The 18,997-nt window shown below is 33.1% G+C and carries 17 protein-coding genes; all 17 read left to right on the top strand.

Annotated features, from left to right (window positions below; all coding sequences use genetic code 11):
• Positions 1-12: 12 nt before the first annotated feature.
• Positions 13-1,065 carry a transcription termination factor NusA gene (gene nusA / locus R9X47_RS01980; protein WP_432665013.1) on the top strand — a complete coding sequence of 351 codons (1,053 nt, stop codon included), beginning with the start codon at positions 13-15 and terminating at the stop codon, positions 1,063-1,065.
• A gap of 22 nt (positions 1,066-1,087) precedes the next feature.
• Positions 1,088-1,366 carry an RNase P modulator RnpM gene (gene rnpM / locus R9X47_RS01975; protein ID WP_432665012.1) on the top strand — a complete coding sequence of 93 codons (279 nt, stop codon included), beginning with the start codon at positions 1,088-1,090 and terminating at the stop codon, positions 1,364-1,366.
• Positions 1,356-1,664 (top strand): L7Ae/L30e/S12e/Gadd45 family ribosomal protein, encoded by a 309-nt coding sequence (locus tag R9X47_RS01970; protein WP_432665011.1) that lies wholly within the window; start codon positions 1,356-1,358, stop codon positions 1,662-1,664. Before rnpM ends, R9X47_RS01970 begins: the two co-directional genes overlap by 11 nt.
• Before the next feature lie 329 nt (positions 1,665-1,993).
• A complete protein-coding gene (gene infB / locus R9X47_RS01965; protein ID WP_432665010.1) occupies positions 1,994-4,027 on the top strand; it encodes a translation initiation factor IF-2 in 2,034 nt (677 codons plus the stop codon).
• Positions 4,028-4,052: 25 nt separating this feature from the next.
• Entirely contained in the window at positions 4,053-4,433 is a 381-nt protein-coding gene (gene rbfA / locus R9X47_RS01960) for a 30S ribosome-binding factor RbfA (protein ID WP_432665009.1), read from the top strand.
• Positions 4,426-5,391 carry a DHH family phosphoesterase gene (locus R9X47_RS01955; protein WP_432665008.1) on the top strand — a complete coding sequence of 322 codons (966 nt, stop codon included), beginning with the start codon at positions 4,426-4,428 and terminating at the stop codon, positions 5,389-5,391. Before rbfA ends, R9X47_RS01955 begins: the two co-directional genes overlap by 8 nt.
• 58 nt (positions 5,392-5,449) lie before the next feature.
• A complete protein-coding gene (truB, locus tag R9X47_RS01950; protein WP_432665007.1) occupies positions 5,450-6,346 on the top strand; it encodes a tRNA pseudouridine(55) synthase TruB in 897 nt (298 codons plus the stop codon).
• Between the two features lie 20 nt (positions 6,347-6,366).
• Positions 6,367-7,302 carry a bifunctional riboflavin kinase/FAD synthetase gene (locus tag R9X47_RS01945; RefSeq protein WP_432665005.1) on the top strand — a complete coding sequence of 312 codons (936 nt, stop codon included), beginning with the start codon at positions 6,367-6,369 and terminating at the stop codon, positions 7,300-7,302.
• A 207-nt stretch (positions 7,303-7,509) separates the two neighbouring features.
• On the top strand, positions 7,510-7,776 hold the full coding sequence (rpsO, locus tag R9X47_RS01940; protein WP_432665004.1) for a 30S ribosomal protein S15: 267 nt from the start codon (positions 7,510-7,512) through the stop codon (positions 7,774-7,776).
• Between the two features lie 276 nt (positions 7,777-8,052).
• Entirely contained in the window at positions 8,053-10,155 is a 2,103-nt protein-coding gene (locus R9X47_RS01935; protein ID WP_432665003.1) for a polyribonucleotide nucleotidyltransferase, read from the top strand.
• Positions 10,156-10,255: 100 nt separating this feature from the next.
• Positions 10,256-10,963, top strand: a complete 708-nt coding sequence (locus tag R9X47_RS01930; RefSeq protein WP_432665002.1) for a polysaccharide deacetylase family protein — start codon at positions 10,256-10,258, stop codon at positions 10,961-10,963.
• Between the two features lie 134 nt (positions 10,964-11,097).
• Complete coding sequence (locus R9X47_RS01925; RefSeq protein ID WP_432665001.1) at positions 11,098-12,375, top strand: M16 family metallopeptidase; 1,278 nt, start codon at positions 11,098-11,100, stop codon at positions 12,373-12,375.
• Positions 12,376-12,472: 97 nt separating this feature from the next.
• Positions 12,473-12,742 (top strand): YlmC/YmxH family sporulation protein, encoded by a 270-nt coding sequence (locus R9X47_RS01920; protein ID WP_432665000.1) that lies wholly within the window; start codon positions 12,473-12,475, stop codon positions 12,740-12,742.
• A gap of 212 nt (positions 12,743-12,954) precedes the next feature.
• Complete coding sequence (dapG, locus tag R9X47_RS01915; RefSeq protein WP_432664999.1) at positions 12,955-14,175, top strand: aspartate kinase; 1,221 nt, start codon at positions 12,955-12,957, stop codon at positions 14,173-14,175.
• Between the two features lie 172 nt (positions 14,176-14,347).
• Positions 14,348-15,214, top strand: a complete 867-nt coding sequence (locus R9X47_RS01910) for a ClpP family protease (RefSeq protein WP_432664998.1) — start codon at positions 14,348-14,350, stop codon at positions 15,212-15,214.
• A 343-nt stretch (positions 15,215-15,557) separates the two neighbouring features.
• Positions 15,558-17,837 (top strand): DNA translocase FtsK, encoded by a 2,280-nt coding sequence (locus tag R9X47_RS01905; RefSeq protein ID WP_432667574.1) that lies wholly within the window; start codon positions 15,558-15,560, stop codon positions 17,835-17,837.
• 49 nt (positions 17,838-17,886) lie between these two features.
• Entirely contained in the window at positions 17,887-18,963 is a 1,077-nt protein-coding gene (mnmH, locus tag R9X47_RS01900) for a tRNA 2-selenouridine(34) synthase MnmH (RefSeq protein ID WP_432664997.1), read from the top strand.
• Positions 18,964-18,997: the final 34 nt, after the last annotated feature.

Below are 18,997 nucleotides of genomic sequence, written 5' to 3'. Positions count from 1 at the left end.
GGGGTATATATTGTGAAAAATGAGTTGTTTGATGCCTTAGACCAACTTGAAAAAGAAAAAGGAATATCTAAAGAGACATTAATTGATGCTATTGAAGCTGCGTTAATTACCGCCTATAAAAAGAATTTTGGCTCAGCTCAAAATGTAAAAATTATAATAGACAGAGAACATGGTGGAGTTAAGGTATTCTCACGCAAAGAAGTAGTAGAAAATATGGAAAATGACTTATTTGAAATAAGCTTAGAAGAAGCTAAGAAGATTAATCCGAACTACGAAGTAGCAGATATTGTTGAAAAGGAAGTAACACCTAGAAACTTTGGTAGAATTGCTGCTCAAACTGCTAAGCAGGTAGTAGTTCAAAGAATAAGGGAAGCTGAGAGATCAGTTATATATCAAGAGTTTGTAAATAGGGAAAGTGAAATTGTTACTGGAATTGTACAAAGAATTAGTAAAGGGATTGTATACATAAACCTTGGAAGAGTTGAAGCAGTATTGCTTCCCAATGAGCAAATTGAAGGTGAAACCTATAAGCAATCGAGCAGAATAAAGACATATATTGTAGAAGTTAAAAAGACTACTAAGGGTCCACAAATAGTTGTATCTAGAACTCATCCTGGTCTTGTAAAAAGACTTTTTGAATTAGAGGTACCTGAAATCCATGATGGAGTTGTTGAAATAAAGGGTATATCAAGAGAGGCTGGTTCTAGAACAAAAATAGCTGTATATTCTTCTGATATGAATATAGATCCAGTTGGTGCTTGCGTTGGACAGAGAGGTTCTAGAGTTCAAAATATTGTTGATGAACTTAGAGGAGAAAAAATTGATATTATTAAGTGGGATGAAGACCCAGGTAAACTTATCTCAAATTCTTTAAGTCCATCAAAGGTTCTTAAAGTAGCAATTGATGATAATGATAAATCTGCATTAGTTGTAGTTCCTGACTACCAGTTATCTTTAGCAATAGGTAAAGAAGGACAAAACGCTAGATTAGCAGCAAAGTTAACTGGATGGAAAATTGATATAAAGAGTGAATCACAATATCAAGCTTCTATTGAGGAAGAATAGAGAGCTTGTATCGCAGGGAGGTATGATTGTGACGAAAAGGAAAATACCTCTACGAAAATGTGTGGGCTGTAATGAGCAGAAAACAAAAAAAGAACTTATCAGGATTGTTAAGAAGAAAGATGGCGAAATTAACGTTGACTTTTCTGGTAAAGCCCACGGAAGAGGTGCATATATCTGTCCAAATGAGGACTGCCTAAAGGCAGCTCAAAAGAGGAAGTCCCTTAATAGAGCTTTTGGACAGGAGATTCCTGATGAAATATATGAAAAGTTAACAGAGGAGCTTAGAAAAAATGAAAGCTAAAATTTTATCACTTTTAGGATTTGCACAGAAATCTGGAAATCTTTTATCAGGTGAGAACACCTGCGAGCTTTTCATTAAAAAGAATAAAATTAAACTTTTAATTATATCTGATGAGGCTTCGGCCAATAGTAAGAATAAATTTATGAGTATTTGTGAATCAAAAAATATTCCATGTATAGTTTTTGGAAGTAAAGATGAACTGTCAAATGCAATAGGCAAATTCAACAGAGCAATAATTGGTATCAAAGACGGAAAATTTTCGGCAAGGATATTGGACCTTTATAAAAACGAAAAATGATTCGTCACGGATTATTAACAAAGTCAAATATATAGAGTTCATATATATAAGTTACGAGAAATCTATTACCTTCCGAAGATTTGCTATTCTTAGAAACATTTGTTGTCAAATCTCTAGAATGTGAGATCTTTGCCGTATTATATATAGTAGAACTTAATTTATAGATATCAAAATACTCGATTCTTCAAGGGGGTTTTGATGTGTATAAATTAATAGTTCTATTTGAGTCTCTGTAAATAGGCTGGGAGAAAAGTTCACGTTAGAACTTGGGCTTTTGACATCAACCTAAGACGAATTTTAATCCGTCAATATTTTAGGGGGTGAAATATGTGTCAAAAACTAGGGTTTATCAGTTAGCAAAGGAAATCGGTGTGTCAAGTAAAGAACTTATAAACAAACTAAAGGAATTTGATATTGAAGTTGTTAATCATATGAGTACTCTAGAAGATGAAGCTGCAAGTCTTATTCTTGAATACTATAGTCCTGAAGAGGATGATACTAAAAAAGTAGATTCAAATGATGCACCTAAGAATGAAAAGAATTCTAAAAAGAAGAAAGTTAAAGATAGAAAAAGCGAGGAAGATAATTTGACTAATGAAAACACAATTACCAATGAAAATGAACTTCAGCTTCCAGAAAAAGTAGTTGTTAAAGATTTTGCGGAAAAAGTAGGAGCCAGTACAAACGAAATTATCATGAAATTAATGAATCTTGGAGTGATGGCTGCTATTAATCAAGAAATCGATTATGAAACAGCTGAAGTAATAGCTGAAGAGTATGGATTCAAAACATCTTTAGAAGCACCAGAAGAAGAACCCGATATGTTTGATGAAATAGAAGATGATCCTAAGGATTTAAAAGATCGTGCACCAATTGTAACTGTAATGGGACACGTTGATCACGGTAAAACTTCTCTTCTAGATGCAATCAGAGAAACTGAGGTTACTGCTGGAGAAGCAGGTGGTATAACACAACATATAGGAGCATCGGAAGTTAGAATAAACGGACAGAAAATTGTTTTCCTAGACACGCCTGGTCATGAAGCCTTCACAACACTACGTGCTAGAGGAGCTCAAATCACAGATATAGCGATTTTAGTTGTAGCTGCTGACGATGGTGTTATGCCACAAACTATTGAGGCGATTAATCACGCCAAAGCAGCTAAGGTTCCACTGATAGTTGCAGTAAATAAAATAGATAAGCCTAATGCCAATCCAGATAGAGTAAAGCAAGAACTATCTGATCATGGCATACTCATTGAAGAATGGGGTGGCGATGTAGTTAGTGTACCAGTTTCTGCTCTAAAGGGTGAAGGAATTGACCAACTACTAGAGATGATTATTTTAGTTTCTGAAATGCAGGAACTAAAGGCTAATCCAAATAGACCTGCAGTAGGTACAATAATTGAAGCTGAAGTTGACAAAGGTAGAGGACCAGTTGCAACAGTAATTGTTCAAACAGGGACATTAAGCGTTGGGGACTCAATAGTTGCTGGGCATACTTACGGAAGAGTAAGAGCTATGTTTAACGATAAAGGTAAAAGAGTTAAACAGGTAGGACCATCTACTGCAGTTGAGATACTAGGACTTTCTGATGTACCAGAAGCTGGTGATAGATTCGGTAAAGTTGAAGATGATAAAACAGCAAGATTAATTGCTGAAAAACGTCAACAAGAAATCAGAGAGAAAAATCTAAAATCTACACAAAAAGTGTCACTTGAAGATTTATTTGAGCAAATACAGCAAGGAAAAGTAAAAGACTTGAATGTTATTGTTAAGGCTGATGCTCAAGGTTCTGTTGAGGCTTTAAAACAATCATTAATTAAAATAACTAATGAAGAAGTAAGGGTAAATGTTATTCATGGCGCTGTTGGAACAATTACAGAGTCAGATATTTTACTTGCCTCTGCTTCTAATGCTATTATTATTGGATTTAATGTTAGACCTTCTTCAAGTGTTACAAACTTAGCTGCAAGAGAAAGTATTGACCTTAAGACTTACAGAATTATATATGAAGCAATAGCAGATGTTGAAGCTGCAATGAAGGGTATGTTGGATCCTGAATTTAAAGAAGTTGTACTTGGTAAGGTTGAGGTTAGAGCAACATTTAAAGTTCCAAACGTTGGAACTATCGCAGGTGCATACGTTCTTGAAGGAAAGGTTACTCGTAACTCAAGCGTTCGTCTTGTTAGAGATGGAATTGTAATTCTAGATGGCAAGATATCTTCACTAAAGAGATTTAAAGATGACGCTAAAGAAGTTCTTTCAGGCTATGAATGTGGTATAGGACTTGAAAACTATAATGATATCAAAGAAGGAGATATAATTGAGTCATATGTAATTGAAGAAATTCCAAGAACATAAATGTCTCAATAAGGATGGTGAAAAAATGCGCTACTCCAGATCAAGTAGAATTTCTGAAGAGATTAAGAAAATTGTAAGTAGTATTATTAGAAATGAGTTAAAGGACCCTAGGATTTCGAAATTGTTAAGTGTTACCCATGTTGAAACTACTAGAGACCTGAGATATACAAATATATATGTAAGCTCTTTCGATAAGGAGCACGATAACGTTGAAACCATAGAAGCTCTAAACAAAGCTAAGGGATTTATCAGAAAAGAGTTAGGGAAGCAATTAAAGCTAAGGTACACACCGGAGCCTATATTTAAATCCGATAACTCTATAAAGCAAGGGATGTACATGAACGATCTTATTGAAAAGGTAAACAAAGACTTACATGTAAATCAGGAAGTTGATGATAATGAGTAGTATGAATATATCTAATATTATACGGGGAAGAAAGAAGATAGTCATTCTTCCCCATATACTTCCCGATGGAGATACATTAGGCTCATCCATAGCCTTAAAAAAAGCTCTTTGCCTACTTAATAAGGACGTATCAATAATTCTTGATGATGAAATACCATCAAATTTACTTTTTTTGGCTTGCGATAATAATATTATGTCTACTGAACTTTTTCTGGATTTAAACGACAATCCAGATTTAGTTATAACTATAGATTCTAGTGATGTCGATAGATTAGGTGATAGAGGTAGACTTTTAGATTTATGCGAAGAAACACTTAATATAGATCATCATCGAACCAATAGCTACTATGGTAAGTATAATATAGTTGATTCAGAGGCATCTTCCTGTGGAGAGATTATTTATAAGATCATTAAAGAATTAGATATTGAAATTAAAGAAGATATAGCCGAATCTTTGTATGTTTCTTTGTCAACTGATACTGGAAGCTTTAAGTATAGCAATACGTCACCAGAAACACTAAGAATAGCTGCGAATCTATTAGAAGTAGGCATAGATACTACCCGTATAGTAACTGAGCTGTATCAAAATAAACCAGTTAATAAAATAAGACTTTTGGCTGATGCCTTGAATTCGTTAGAAATCTATTATGATGGAAAACTGTCAATTATATCTGTGCCATTACAGATGTTTAAGAAAAGTAATGCTCACACATCTGACTCCGACGGAATAATTGAATATGGCCGAGATATTCATGGAGTAGAAGTGGCTATACTTCTTAAAGAACTTTCACCAAATGAAATTAAGGTTGGATTTAGATCTAAGTATGACTTTGATGTAAGTCGTATTGCGATGGAATTCGGTGGTGGAGGACATAAGAAAGCATCGGGTTGCACAATATATGATACTATTGAAAATGCAAAAAAAATTATAGTAGAAAAATTTAAAAATAAACTTTAATATATAGAAATAGTATTGAGGCTATAATGCGTTCTATATATATGATATAGGTGAAGATATGAAAGGTATACTAAATATTCTTAAACCGCCAAATATGACGTCTCATGATATTGTTTCTGTAGTAAGAAAAAAGATAAACTTAAAAAAAGTTGGACATACGGGGACATTGGACCCAATGGCTGTAGGAGTGCTGCCTGTATGTATAGGTAAGGCTACAAAGATCATTGAGTATCTACAACATGATACAAAGGTCTATAGAGCTGAACTTACCCTAGGTAGAGCTACAGACACCCAAGATAGATGGGGAAATATTATATCAGAGAGCCCTGTAAATGTTACAGAAGATGATATTATAGAAGTGTTTAACAACTTTAAGGGTGAGCAGTTTCAGATTCCTCCAATGTATTCAGCCTTGAAGCATAAAGGAAAGAAGCTGTATGAGCTTGCAAGGGAAGGAAAAGAGATTGAGCGTGAGGCAAGGAAAATCACTATTTTCTATTTAAATATTTTGAAAATAGTTGATAATAGAGTCCTTTTTGATGTAAAATGTTCTAAGGGAACCTATATTAGGACTTTATGCCATGATATAGGACAGGCCCTTGGTCCAGGAGCCCACATGTCTTTTCTAGAAAGGCTTGAAAGTGGTGTTTTTAAGCTAGAAAACACTATAACCGTTGAGGAATTAAATGAAGCTGATATAGATAGAATTGAAAATAAGTACCTTTATAATATAGATTATCCACTACAGTTCATGCCTCGAGTTAATGTCAGACCATATGCTTTGAAATTTATTCTTAATGGTGTCACTTTGAAGGAAAATGGATTTGAAGTAAGTGATCAAATTCAAGATGGAGATATAGTAAGACTCTATGTAGATGATAAATTCATTGCCTTAGGAATATATTATAATGAAGCTGGCATGTCATTTATTAAAATGAAAAAATTATTCTCTTAAATTTAGTAAGGAGAAGCTCTATGGAAGTAATACATTCATTATCGAAAATAGATAGACTATCACATATGACTGGAGTTTCTCTTGGTTCATTTGATGGGATACATAAGGGGCATTTAACACTAATCAATTCTCTTGTGGAGAATTGTCGTAAGAAGAACCTTAAAAGTGTTATTTATACCTTCTCCAATCATCCAAGAGGAGTTATCAATACAAAAAATTCACCCAAAATAATCATAAGCAAAAGGCAAAAAGTAGACCTATTTAAAGAAATTGGCATTGATTTTTTGTTTATGGTTGACTTTGATGATTTCCAAAGGAATATTAGTGCCGAAGATTTTGTTGCAAAAATTCTATTAGAGAAATTAAATATGTCTTCAATGACTGTAGGCACCGATTGTCGTTTTGGAAAAAAGGCTGAAGGAGATATTATCTTGCTTGAGCAATTTTCCAAGGACTATTCCTTTGATCTAACAATAGTACCTCCAGTTAAGTTAGAAGATAAAATTATCAGTAGTACAGCTATTAGACACTTTTTATCTCAAGGCTTAATAGAAAAGGCTAATATGTTTTTAGGAAGAAACTATTCGATAATTGGCAAAGTTATAAAAGGAAAACAGTTAGGTTCAAAACTTGGGTTTCCCACAGCTAACATATCAATAGACTTTAATATGAGTTTGCCAAAGCCTGGCGTATATGTTTCTAAAACAAAAGTAGGTAACCGTGTATACAATAGTATAACTAATGTGGGTTTTAATCCTACTTTTAATCAAAAAAACTATAATATAGAAACATATATATTGGAGTTCAATAAAAACATATATGGTGAGGAAGTTGAAGTTCATTTTCTTCATAGAATAAGGGATGAGATTAAGTTTAATAGTATTGATGATTTATGTGATCAGATTAATAAAGACATTATATATAGTAAAGAATACTTTAAAACCTTTGAACTTTAAAATTATCCCAGATTGTTCATAGAAAATTCAAGATAAAATGCGTATTCTCAAACTTTCTATAAATAATCTAGGCTTATTTTTCAAATATATATTTACAACACTAAATTTTTATGTTAAAATTGCATAGCGTAGAAACCTTTCGCTTAGATTATCGAATCACCGACGTTTTCTAGGCATTAGGGGATAATAAAAGAGGAGGTGAAGTTAATGTTAACTAAAGAAATCAAAGATACGATTATTGCAGAACATAAGGTACACGAATCAGATACTGGTTCACCTGAAGTTCAAATCTCGTTACTTACTTTTAGAATCAATGATCTTAATGAGCATTTAAAAACTCATAAGAAGGACCATCATTCACGTAGAGGTCTATTAAAGATGGTTGGTAAAAGAAGAAACTTACTAAACTATCTTAAGAATAAGGATATCCAAAGATATAGAGAATTAATAGCTAAACTTGGATTAAGAAAATAGTTTTTGAGCGGGGATCCAACCCGCTCTATTATTTTATTATCTTAAGGAAAAATTCTCCATATAGATAGAATGCGCTTATAAATCTACATTTTGATTTTCTGAATAGCCAATGTTTCAAAGCTGTTCAGAGAATCAAGATGTAGAAGATTTATCGCAATTTCTATTGATAAAGGATATTACATTTTAGTTTTTTTTATTACATAGTAGGAAATAATATTTTAATAGAGAAATAAATTAGTATACATTTAAATCATATATTTTGTAAGGAGGTATACAATGGTTAAAGTTTTTGAAATGGAACTTGCTGGTAGAACCCTTAAAGCTGAAATCGGAAAGGTAGCAGAACAAGCAGGTGGAGCTGTACTTCTTAGTTACGGAGAGACGGTGGTACTAGTTACTGCAACTGCATCTTCCAAGCCAAGAGAAGGCATTGATTTTTTTCCTTTAAGTGTTGATTTTGAAGAAAAGCAATACTCAGTAGGAAAAATTCCTGGCGGCTTTATAAAAAGAGAAGGAAGACCTTCTGAAAAGGCTGTTTTGACTTCCAGATTGATCGATAGACCTATTCGTCCACTATTTCCTAAGGGATATAGAAATGACGTACAAGTTATAGCTACGGTACTATCAGTTGAGCAGGACTGTACACCAGATGTTGTAGCGATGATAGGTTCTTCTATAGCATTATCTATTTCCGACATACCTTTTCAAGGGCCAACTGGATCTGTAATAGTTGGTTTAATAGATGGAAACTTTGTCGTGAACCCAACAACTGAGCAGAGAGCAATTACAGAGATGAATCTCGTTATTTCAGGAACAAAAGATGCTATTATGATGGTTGAAGCAAGTGCCAATATAATTCCTGAAAGTGTTATGCTTGATGGTATAATGTTTGCCCACGAGCAAATAAAGAAAATTGTAGAGTTTATAGAGAAAATTGCTGATGAAATTGGCGTGGAAAAGCAAGAAGTAGAGCTATACAAAGTAGACGAAGCTGTAGATACTGCAGTCAGAGAATATGCAATAGCAAAGATGAAGGAAGCTATTAGAACAAAAGATAAACAAGAACGTAACGAAAATATTGACGAAGTTAAAGAAGAAGTAATGAATAAGTTCGTCGAAGAATATCCTGAAAATGAAAAGGATGTACGAGCTTCCTTAGATGGAATGATTAAAGAAATCGTAAGAGAAATGATTACCCATGAATCAATAAGACCTGACAATAGAAAACCAGATGAAATTAGACCAATTAGCTCTGAAGTTGGTTTATTACCAAGAACACATGGCTCAGGATTATTTACAAGAGGTCAGACTCAGGTTCTTACTATTGCAACCTTAGGAGCCCTTGGAGATGCTCAAATTTTAGATGGACTAGGTCTTGAGGAGTCCAAAAGATATATGCATCATTATAACTTCCCTCCATATAGTGTTGGAGAGACAAGATTCCTTAGAGGACCAGGTAGAAGAGAGATAGGTCACGGAGCCCTAGCTGAAAGAGCTCTTGAGCCAGTAATTCCTTCTGAAGAAGATTTCCCATATGCAGTAAGGTTGGTTTCTGAAGTACTTAGCTCAAACGGAAGTTCATCACAGGCCAGTGTTTGCGGAAGTACATTATCCCTTTTAGATGCTGGTGTACCTATAAAGGCACCTGTAGCGGGTATAGCAATGGGATTAATTAAAAATGATGATAAAGTAGCTATACTAAGTGATATTCAAGGTATGGAAGACTTTTTAGGAGACATGGATTTTAAAGTAGCTGGAACAGCAGAAGGTATAACTGCGATTCAAATGGATATTAAAATACATGGATTAGATAAGGAAATTTTAGAAAGAGCTTTAGAACAAGCAAGGCTTGGAAGATTATATATTCTTGATAAAATGAATTCTGTAATTTCAACTCCTCGCGGTGAAATGTCTAAATATGCTCCACGAGTAATAAAAACGAAGATTGATCCTGAGAAAATACGTGATATTATTGGACCAGGTGGAAAAACAATCAATAGAATAATTGCTGAAACAGATGTTAAGATAGATATTGAAGATGATGGGTCAGTATTTATTACTGCTAACAACATGGAGCAGGGCGATAAAGCAATAAAGATTATTGAAGAAATAGTTAAAGAAGTAGAAGTAGGCGAGATTTACGTTGGAAAGATCGTAAGAATAACTAACTTTGGTGCATTTGTTGAAGTACTACCGGGTAAAGAAGGACTAGTACACATTTCTCAAGTGGCTAAAGAACGTATAGCAAAGGTTGAAGACCTATTTAAGGTTGGAGACGAAATCGTTGTAAAGGTTGTTGAAATAGATAAGCAGGGTAGAATAAACCTATCTAGAAAAGCAGCTTTAGCAGCAAATGAAGAAAAAAATAAGAAAGCATAAACCAACAAGGTTTATGTTTTTTTTTATATGTTTTAACAAAATGTTCAATAAGCATATATTATGCCCTCACTTCATAAGATTACATAAGGGAGGGGTATCTATGACAAGAACTGTTAAAACATTTATAATACCTATTATTTTATTAGTTATTTTAGTCTTTTCATTCTTTATGTATAATGACACTGTATTATCTGTTTTTAAGAGTGGAAAAATTGAACCTATTCGTAGTGGTAACAATAAAGACTACACAGCATTTACCTGTAATGTTGACTGGGGAACGGAGCTTATTCCGCCTATTCTGGATATACTCCAGAAGTATGATATCAAAATCACTTTTTTTGTTACGGGAAGATGGGCCAAGAATAACCCCGAAATGCTAAAAAAAATCCACGAGAATGGCCATGAGATAGGAAATCATGGGTATGGTCATAGAATGCATAGTAAATTAGGTGAAGGGGATAATAGAGTAGAAATTGAAAAGACCCATAATATAGTTAAGGATATACTAGGAATAGATATGGTCTATTTTGCGCCTCCAGCAGGGGACTATAATGAAGCGACATTAAAGGTAGCAGAGCAATTAGGATATAAGACAATCCTGTGGAACGTAGATACAATTGATTGGAGAAATGATTCTACATATAATAAGATAATTGAAAGGGTTTTAAAGAAACCTTTAAAGGGATCAATCGTTTTAATGCATCCTAAAAAAGAAACAGTAAAAGCGTTAGAGCACCTTATCCAATCAATAAATAATAAGAATATAAAGGTTGGTACTGTTACAGACGTATTGAAGCCCCTTGATTAAATATATAAACTAAATTATAATAGTCTTAGTCTAAGTTAGGATTACTAAAAAAGTAATCCTAAAATTATGGGTTATCTCAGAAATTCGTCATTGTGAGACACACCCTTTGAAAATTTAAAACAAGGGAGATAAGAATGCATAAAAAATTTACTTTAAATAATGGTATTAAAGTTATCACAAGAAGAATCCCACATGTGAGATCTACATCAATAGGTATATGGATTAATACAGGGTCTATAGCAGAAACCAATGAAAATAATGGAGTATCACACTTTATTGAGCACATGCTTTTTAAAGGAACCTTTAATAGATCAGCAAAGGAAATTGCATCCCATATGGACGGTATAGGAGGACAATTAAATGCCTTTACAAGTAAAGAGTGTACATGCTATTATGCTAAGGTACTAGATTCTCATATAGATATTTCTATTGATATTTTAAGTGATATGTTATTAAACTCAAAATTTGATAAAAATGAAATACTGAAAGAAAAAAGTGTAGTTTGTGAAGAAATAAGTATGTATGAAGACTCTCCGGAGGATTTAGTATATGATTCATTATCAAAGACAATTTTTCATAAACATTCATTGGGATACCCAATTCTTGGGACATATGATTCAATAGAGTCCCTAAAAAGAGAAGATATACTTAAGTTTATGGAATACAATTATACTAGTGATAACATAATCATTTCCGTTGCAGGTAGCTTTGAAGAAAAGCACTTAGTCGACGAACTCAACAAAAAATTTGGAAGCTTCTCTTTTAAAACCAATAAGGGTAGTATTATTAATAAACCTGTATTTCATAGTAATTACACATATAAAAACAAAGACATTGAGCAGGTTCATGTATGCCTTGGTTTTGAAGGCATACCTAATAATGGAGAACAGAATTTGTATCCACTATATGTGCTAAACAATATATTTGGTGGGAGTATGAGTTCCAGACTATTCCAAAGTGTAAGGGAAGAGCATGGTTTAGCATACTCAATCTATTCCCATCCAAGTTTTTATAAAAACTTTGGACTATTTTCTATTTACTTGAGTTTGAATCCATCTCAGCTATCTAATGCTGTTAGATTGATTACTGATGAAACCAAAAATCTTATTGCAAATTGTATCACAGAAGATGAGCTAAAGCGTTCTAAGGAACAATTAAAAGGTAATTATATATTAGGACTGGAAAGCACTAGCAGCATTATGACTATGCTAGGAAAGTCTGAAATATACGGTAAGAAGCTCCGTAGTATGGAGGAAATACTTAAAATAATAGATGATATTAATATGTCTGATATAAGAAATGTGGTAGATAAAATCTTTACTAGTGATAAGGTAAGTCTATCCCTTGTGGGGAAACTGGATGAAAAAACTACTAAAGATACATTTGAATATATAAAAGATTCACTTTCTTAAACCTAAATCTAAACCCCAATTAAATTTAGTAATATTTCTTTCTCAATTTTTATAAATATATTAATAATGAGAAAAAAACATAAGGAGGAAGAATATTATGAAATTTGGTGAACTTGGTGGTAAGGAAATAGTTAATTTAAGTGATGGTTGTAGATTAGGAATGCTTGCAGAATCAGACTTGCTTATAGATGAAAAAACCGGTAAAATAAAGGCGCTGTTAGTGCCAGATATGAAAAGTCATTTTTCAATTTTCTCTGAAAAGGACTTTCTAGAAATTCCATGGGAGTGCGTGAAAAAAATTGGAAGCGACATGATTATCATTGAACTTGATAGAGATCAATACGGTAATAGTAATTTATATCTGTAGATGTTCAACTATAGAAGTCGCAATAAATCTTTTGCATTTTGACTTGTTGAAAAGCCTTGAAACGTTGGATATTCAACAAATTAAAATGTAGATTTATAAGTGCGTTCTATATAGATATTTACATTAATCCATATAAGAAGTAACATCACTGCAGTAATATTCATATTATGAAATATAATCAGACCCAAGGGTATGGTACAAGGGGGACAAATATGGACATAGTTGTACAAAAATTTGGTGGTACTTCTGTTGCTACAAAGGATTTAAGAGATAAGGTAGCACAAAAAATTATTGAAACAAAGGCATCTGGTAAATTTCCCGTTGTTGTAGTATCTGCCATTGGTAGGAATGGTGATCCCTATGCAACAGATACTCTACTTAAGCTTGCAAAATCTATTTACCCTGAGTATTCAAGCCGTGAATTAGACTTGTTAATGAGCTGTGGAGAAATAATTTCAGCAGTCTTGATGGCGAACACCATTAAGTCTAAGGGCTATGATGCTGTGGCAATGACAGGATTTCAGGCAGGTATAACAACAAATTCTAACTTTGGTGAAGCTGAAGTAATTAAGGTTGATCCATCAAAAATGATAAATCATCTTAAAGAGGATAAGATAGTTATTGTCACAGGTTTTCAAGGTGTATCAGATGATGGAGATGTAACAACCCTAGGGAGGGGCGGCAGTGATACGTCAGCTGCAATCCTAGGAGAAGCCTTAAAAGCAGAGGTGGTAGAAATTTATACTGATGTTGATGGGGTTATGACAGCTGACCCAAGACTTGTTTCAGAAGCAAATGTAATAGACTCTCTATGTTATGAGGAAGTCTATCAAATGGCAAGATGTGGTGCAAAGGTAATACATCCAAAAGCCGTAGAAATAGCCCAGAGATCAAATATCACTTTAAAGGTAAAGAATACCTTCAATGATTCAGATGGAACTGTTATTAATGGCCAGTACTCTCATTTAAAGCTTCCTAAAAAGGTGGGGTATACTGAGAATTTAGTTACCGCTGTAGCACATATGAATGATATAGTGCAGGTGAAGCTTAATATTACTTCAGAAGATGAGAGAAATGAATTTCTATTAAGAGAACTAATGAAGAAAGATATTAGTATTGATATGATTAACTTCTTTGACGACAGAAAGGTCTTTACTATTGAGAAAAAGAATATAGAAGCTATTGAAAATATTTTAAATAACTATGAAGTAGAATATAATATGATCACAGATTGTAGTAAAGTAACAATTATTGGCTACAAAATTCATGGAGTTTCGGGTGTAATGGCAAGGTTGGTCTTGGCATTGTCAAAGGGTAATATAAAAATATTACAATCATCTGACTCCAATACGACTATATCATGTCTAATAAACGGAGATAATCTTTTAAAGGCAGTTAAACTTTTGCACAAAGAGTTTGATTTAAACAAATAATTTTATTTTTAAAAACTACTATGCTATTTTCAGTATAGTAGTTTTTTTTTATGGCTAAAATAATAATATTAGACCAGAATTATTCATAGAAGATTCAAAATTACTTTCAGTTTTTAAACTTTCCATAAATAATCTGGTTAAACTACAAAAGCTACATATAGGAGTGTTGTTAATGGAGTTTAATAATATAGGTCTTTTCTCTGAAAACATGGAAGGCGATGAACCTAAAAAAGCAAAAATTAGTGTAAATGAAAATCCAAACTTAAAAAATATTAAAGAAATGGGAACACAGAATGTTCCGAGTACAAGTAACAGGATTCAGTTTTTAACAGTTATAGGTCATGTAGAAGGCCATAGTGCATCTCCACCGCAAAATAAATCAACAAAATACGAGCACATTATTCCACAATTGGTAGCAGTTGAACAAAATAGGGAAATTGAAGGTTTCCTAGTAATTCTAAATACAGTTGGTGGTGATGTGGAGGCTGGGCTTGCAATTGCTGAAATGATAGCTAGCTTGTCAAAGCCTACAGTTTCTCTAGTGTTGGGAGGAAGCCATAGCATTGGAGTACCCCTTGCTACATCTTGTGATTACTCTTTTATTGTACCAACAGCGACTATGACTATACATCCAATAAGAATGAACGGACTCGTAATAGGAGTCCCACAAACCTTTAAGTATTTTGAGAAAATGCAGCAAAGAATAATTGACTTTGTAATAAGGACATCTCAGATAGAAAGGGAAAAGTTTGTTAAATTAATGAATGAAACCGATGAGATAGCAAACGATATTGGATCAATCTTAATTGGAGAAAATGCTGTTGAACTTGGTCTGATCGATGAAGTAGGTGGACTTAACAAAGCCCTAAAAAAGCTCAATGAAATGATACTTGAAAGAAGAGAGGAAACTGAAGTCCAGGATTCATTAGCACAGCAAGAGAGTAATGGTATAATGGTTGATAGCAATAGTAGTGAAGAAAATATATTATTAGATGAAACCAATAACCATAAGTCGGTACTTAATCAAAATCAAGAATAACTAAAGAAATTAAAGCACATTATTTACAATATGGATTCAGATTGTTAACAATCTGGGTTAAATAAAGTAGTTTTCTATGTTATAATGTTCATGTAAAGTGTTAATTAATTTGACACTTTATTTTTTTGTAGGTCATTTCTTAATCTGGATTACTCACTAAAAATCCAGGCTTAAAGAGAAAAATTGACCAATGGGGAATGTTTTTATATATCTATTTTTCTATTATTTAAACACAGATTATTGATGCAATGGAGTTCTATGTTGTCTATAAACAAAAGAGGTGATTGACTTGACAAAAAAAAGAGGCAGGAGCAGAAAAAAAGCAACAAGTAAAAATGAGAAAATGAGTGAAATAAGGGTTTTACTACAAGTATCCTTTAGTATTTTGTGTATATTCAGTTTACATACTAGCTCAGTAGGCAAAATTGGAGCTTTAATAAAGAACTTATTTATGGGGCTATTATCTACACCTGCTTACGTTCTTCCATATACTATCATTGTCTATAGCTTTTTATCCTTAAATCAAGATTTTAAAAGTAAGAGATCAAAATTTATGTTTAGCTTTATAAGTCTATACATGTGCTTCGTCATTACATATACTCTAGTTTTTAGACAGGATATTCCGGAGAACATTATAACTATAAATTCCTTAAGTAGATCTTTCTATTTAGGTATTGAAGGCGGTATAGCCGGAGGAATTATAGGTAATCTTATAACTTCAATGTTTTTATCTCTATTGGGTGTTAAAGGAAGTTATATAGTAGTAAGTACATTAGCTGTTTTATCCATAATCCTTACAACAAATTTATCTATAATGGATATTATTAATGGAATTGGAAAATCATTTGGACTTGTATTTGACTCTACTAAGAACTTTATAACCGATCTACGTGCAAATACTGTGACTGTTGATGAGGATAATAGTAAATCAACAGCTAAGAAAAAAACTAAGAGTAAAAAGGTTATTTTAGATAATCCTTTTGACAATAATGAAAATAATAAGAATGATGCAGTTGACGAAAAAATCAAAATACTGGACTACACTAATACTAGCAATAAGAAAGTAGTTGATTTACCTAAGGATGCAATTAGTAAGTCAGATAGTACAAATGACACTAAACCTAAAGAGCAGAATACAGGTGTTGGGGATGAAGTATCTGATTTAAGCTTTACTGATAAAAGCAATTTAGAAAACTATGAATTACCAAGTACTGAGTTACTTACCCCTAATCAAAATAGTAATACAGGTAAGGACAAAAAAGAAATTCTTAATAAAGCAAAAATTCTTGAAGGAACCCTACAGAACTTTGGTGTTGAAGCAAAGGTTATTCAAATAAGTAAAGGCCCGACAATAACTCGATATGAACTTCAACCTAAACCAGGTGTTAAGGTAAGTAAAATCGTAAATCTATCCGACGATATAGCTTTAAGTCTGGCAGCTCAGCATATAAGAATTGAAGCTCCTATTCCTGGGAAGGCAGCCGTGGGTATAGAAATTCCTAATGATAGTTCTACACTTGTTACTCTCAGGGAAGTTATTGAAAGTGATAACTTTGTAAACAAAGAATCAAAATTGACCTTTGTATTAGGAAAAGACATTTCAGGTCAGCCTATAGTCGATGATCTAGCTAAAATGCCTCATATGCTTATAGCAGGAGCCACTGGTTCTGGAAAAAGTGTATGTGTAAATAGTTTAATAACCAGTATTTTATATAAGGCTACGCCCGATGAGGTAAAGTTTTTGCTTATTGACCCTAAAGTTGTTGAACTTAGCTGTTATAATGGAATACCTCATCTACTACTTCCTGTTGTTACAGATCCAAAGAAGGCAGCTAGTGCTCTAAACTGGGTTGTGCAGGAAATGACTAACAGGTATAAATTATTTGCACAGAACAGTGTTAGGGATTTAGATAGTTATAATGAAAAGTTTAAAGATTCAGAGGAAGGCAAATTACCTAAGCTCGTTGTAATAATTGATGAGCTTGCTGACCTTATGATGGTTTCTCCAGATCAAGTTGAGGATGCCATTTGTAGACTTGCCCAGATGGCAAGAGCAGCAGGAATTCACTTGATTGTTGCTACTCAAAGACCTTCAGTTGATGTTATAACTGGGGTTATAAAGGCCAACATTCCTTCACGTATAGCCTTTTCAGTATCGTCTGGAGCCGATTCTAGGACAATCTTAGACATGGGAGGAGCCGAGAAGCTATTAGGGAAAGGAGATATGCTATTCTATCCAGTTGGGTCATCAAAGCCACGAAGAATGCAAGGATCCTTTGTCTCGGACTCAGAGGTTAATAGTGTAGTAGAATTCATAAAGAATCAAGTAGAAAATGTAAACTATGAAGAAGAAATAATAGAAAAAATCAGTAATACTACTACATCTAGCGAGGAAGAGGTTGATGAACTTTTATCACAGGCTATTGAGCTTGTAGTTGGTGCTGAACAAGCGTCAATTTCAATGCTTCAAAGAAAATTTAGAATAGGTTATAATAGAGCTGCAAGAATAATTGATGAAATGGAAGAAAGGGGTATTGTTAGTGAAAGCCTTGGCAGTAAACCAAGACGAGTTCTTATATCTATGGAAGAGTATGAAGAGATAAAGGGCAGTAAGACAAGCTAAACTTTAAGCAATTCGCTAACAAAATTTAAAGTTGTGGTGGTATCTGTTTATGAGTCAAAATGAGATTAGTATTGAAGAAGCATTAAATCTACCAAATACCATTTTTATTGACGTTCGTTCTGAGGATGAATTTAGTGAGGCCTGTATTCCGGGATCAATAAATATGCCTATATTGAAGAATGAAGAACGCATAATAGTGGGAAAGGCATATAGAAATACAAGTGTAGAAGAAGCAAAAAGCTTAGGTCTACAGTATGCATCCTATAAGCTTCATGACTATTATAATAAGGTACTAGAGCTAAGGGATATCTACGACAATATAGTAATATATTGTTGGCGTGGTGGAATGAGGAGTAGATCAGTTTGTAGTGTACTTAATACCATGAGTATGGAAAATGTACATCAACTAACTGGTGGCTATAAAAGCTACAGGAAGTTTGTTTTAGACTTTTTAGAAACTAATGTAGAAAAATATAAGTTCATTGTTTTACATGGCCTAACAGGGGTTGGTAAAACAATCATTATAGATAAATTAGAAGATATGGGAATTCCAATTATCAACCTTGAGGAGCTGGCAAAAAATTCTGGTTCAGTATTTGGCGGTATATTGTTTGAAGGCCATCCACCTTCTCAAAAACAATTTGAATCTATACTTTTCAACTCCCTTTATTACAATAAGAATAAATATGTGGTTGTCGAAAGCGAGAGTAAAAGAATAGGGAGCATAAATATACCTGATTCGGTAATCAAAGCAATGGAAGATGGATACCACCTATTAATAGACACGAGTTTAAAAAATAGGGTACAAAATATTTATAATGATTATGTAAAAAAGGATTTAGAAATAAATGATAAGCTTATAAAAGCTATCAGTCACTTAAATAAGAGACTGGGAAATAAAAATGTTGAAATGCTTATCCATAAAATTGAAAACGATGATTATGCATTTGCAATTGAGTTTCTTATAGAGAACTACTATGATCCTCTATATAAGTATTCGATTAATAAGTTTAATAAATTTGACTTATCTATAAACTATGATAATATAGATAACGCAGTTTTATTAGTTAAAGAATTTATTGCAGATCATTTTAAGTCTAGAATAAATCAAGAAAAAACTATTTGAGAGGAGTATATTTACTAGTGAATGAAAAAGTATA

It is taken from the genome of Wukongibacter baidiensis, assembly GCF_050888315.1.
Taxonomy (GTDB): domain Bacteria; phylum Bacillota; class Clostridia; order Peptostreptococcales; family Caminicellaceae; genus Wukongibacter; species Wukongibacter baidiensis.
This window is presented reverse-complemented; position numbering and strand designations above follow the sequence as displayed.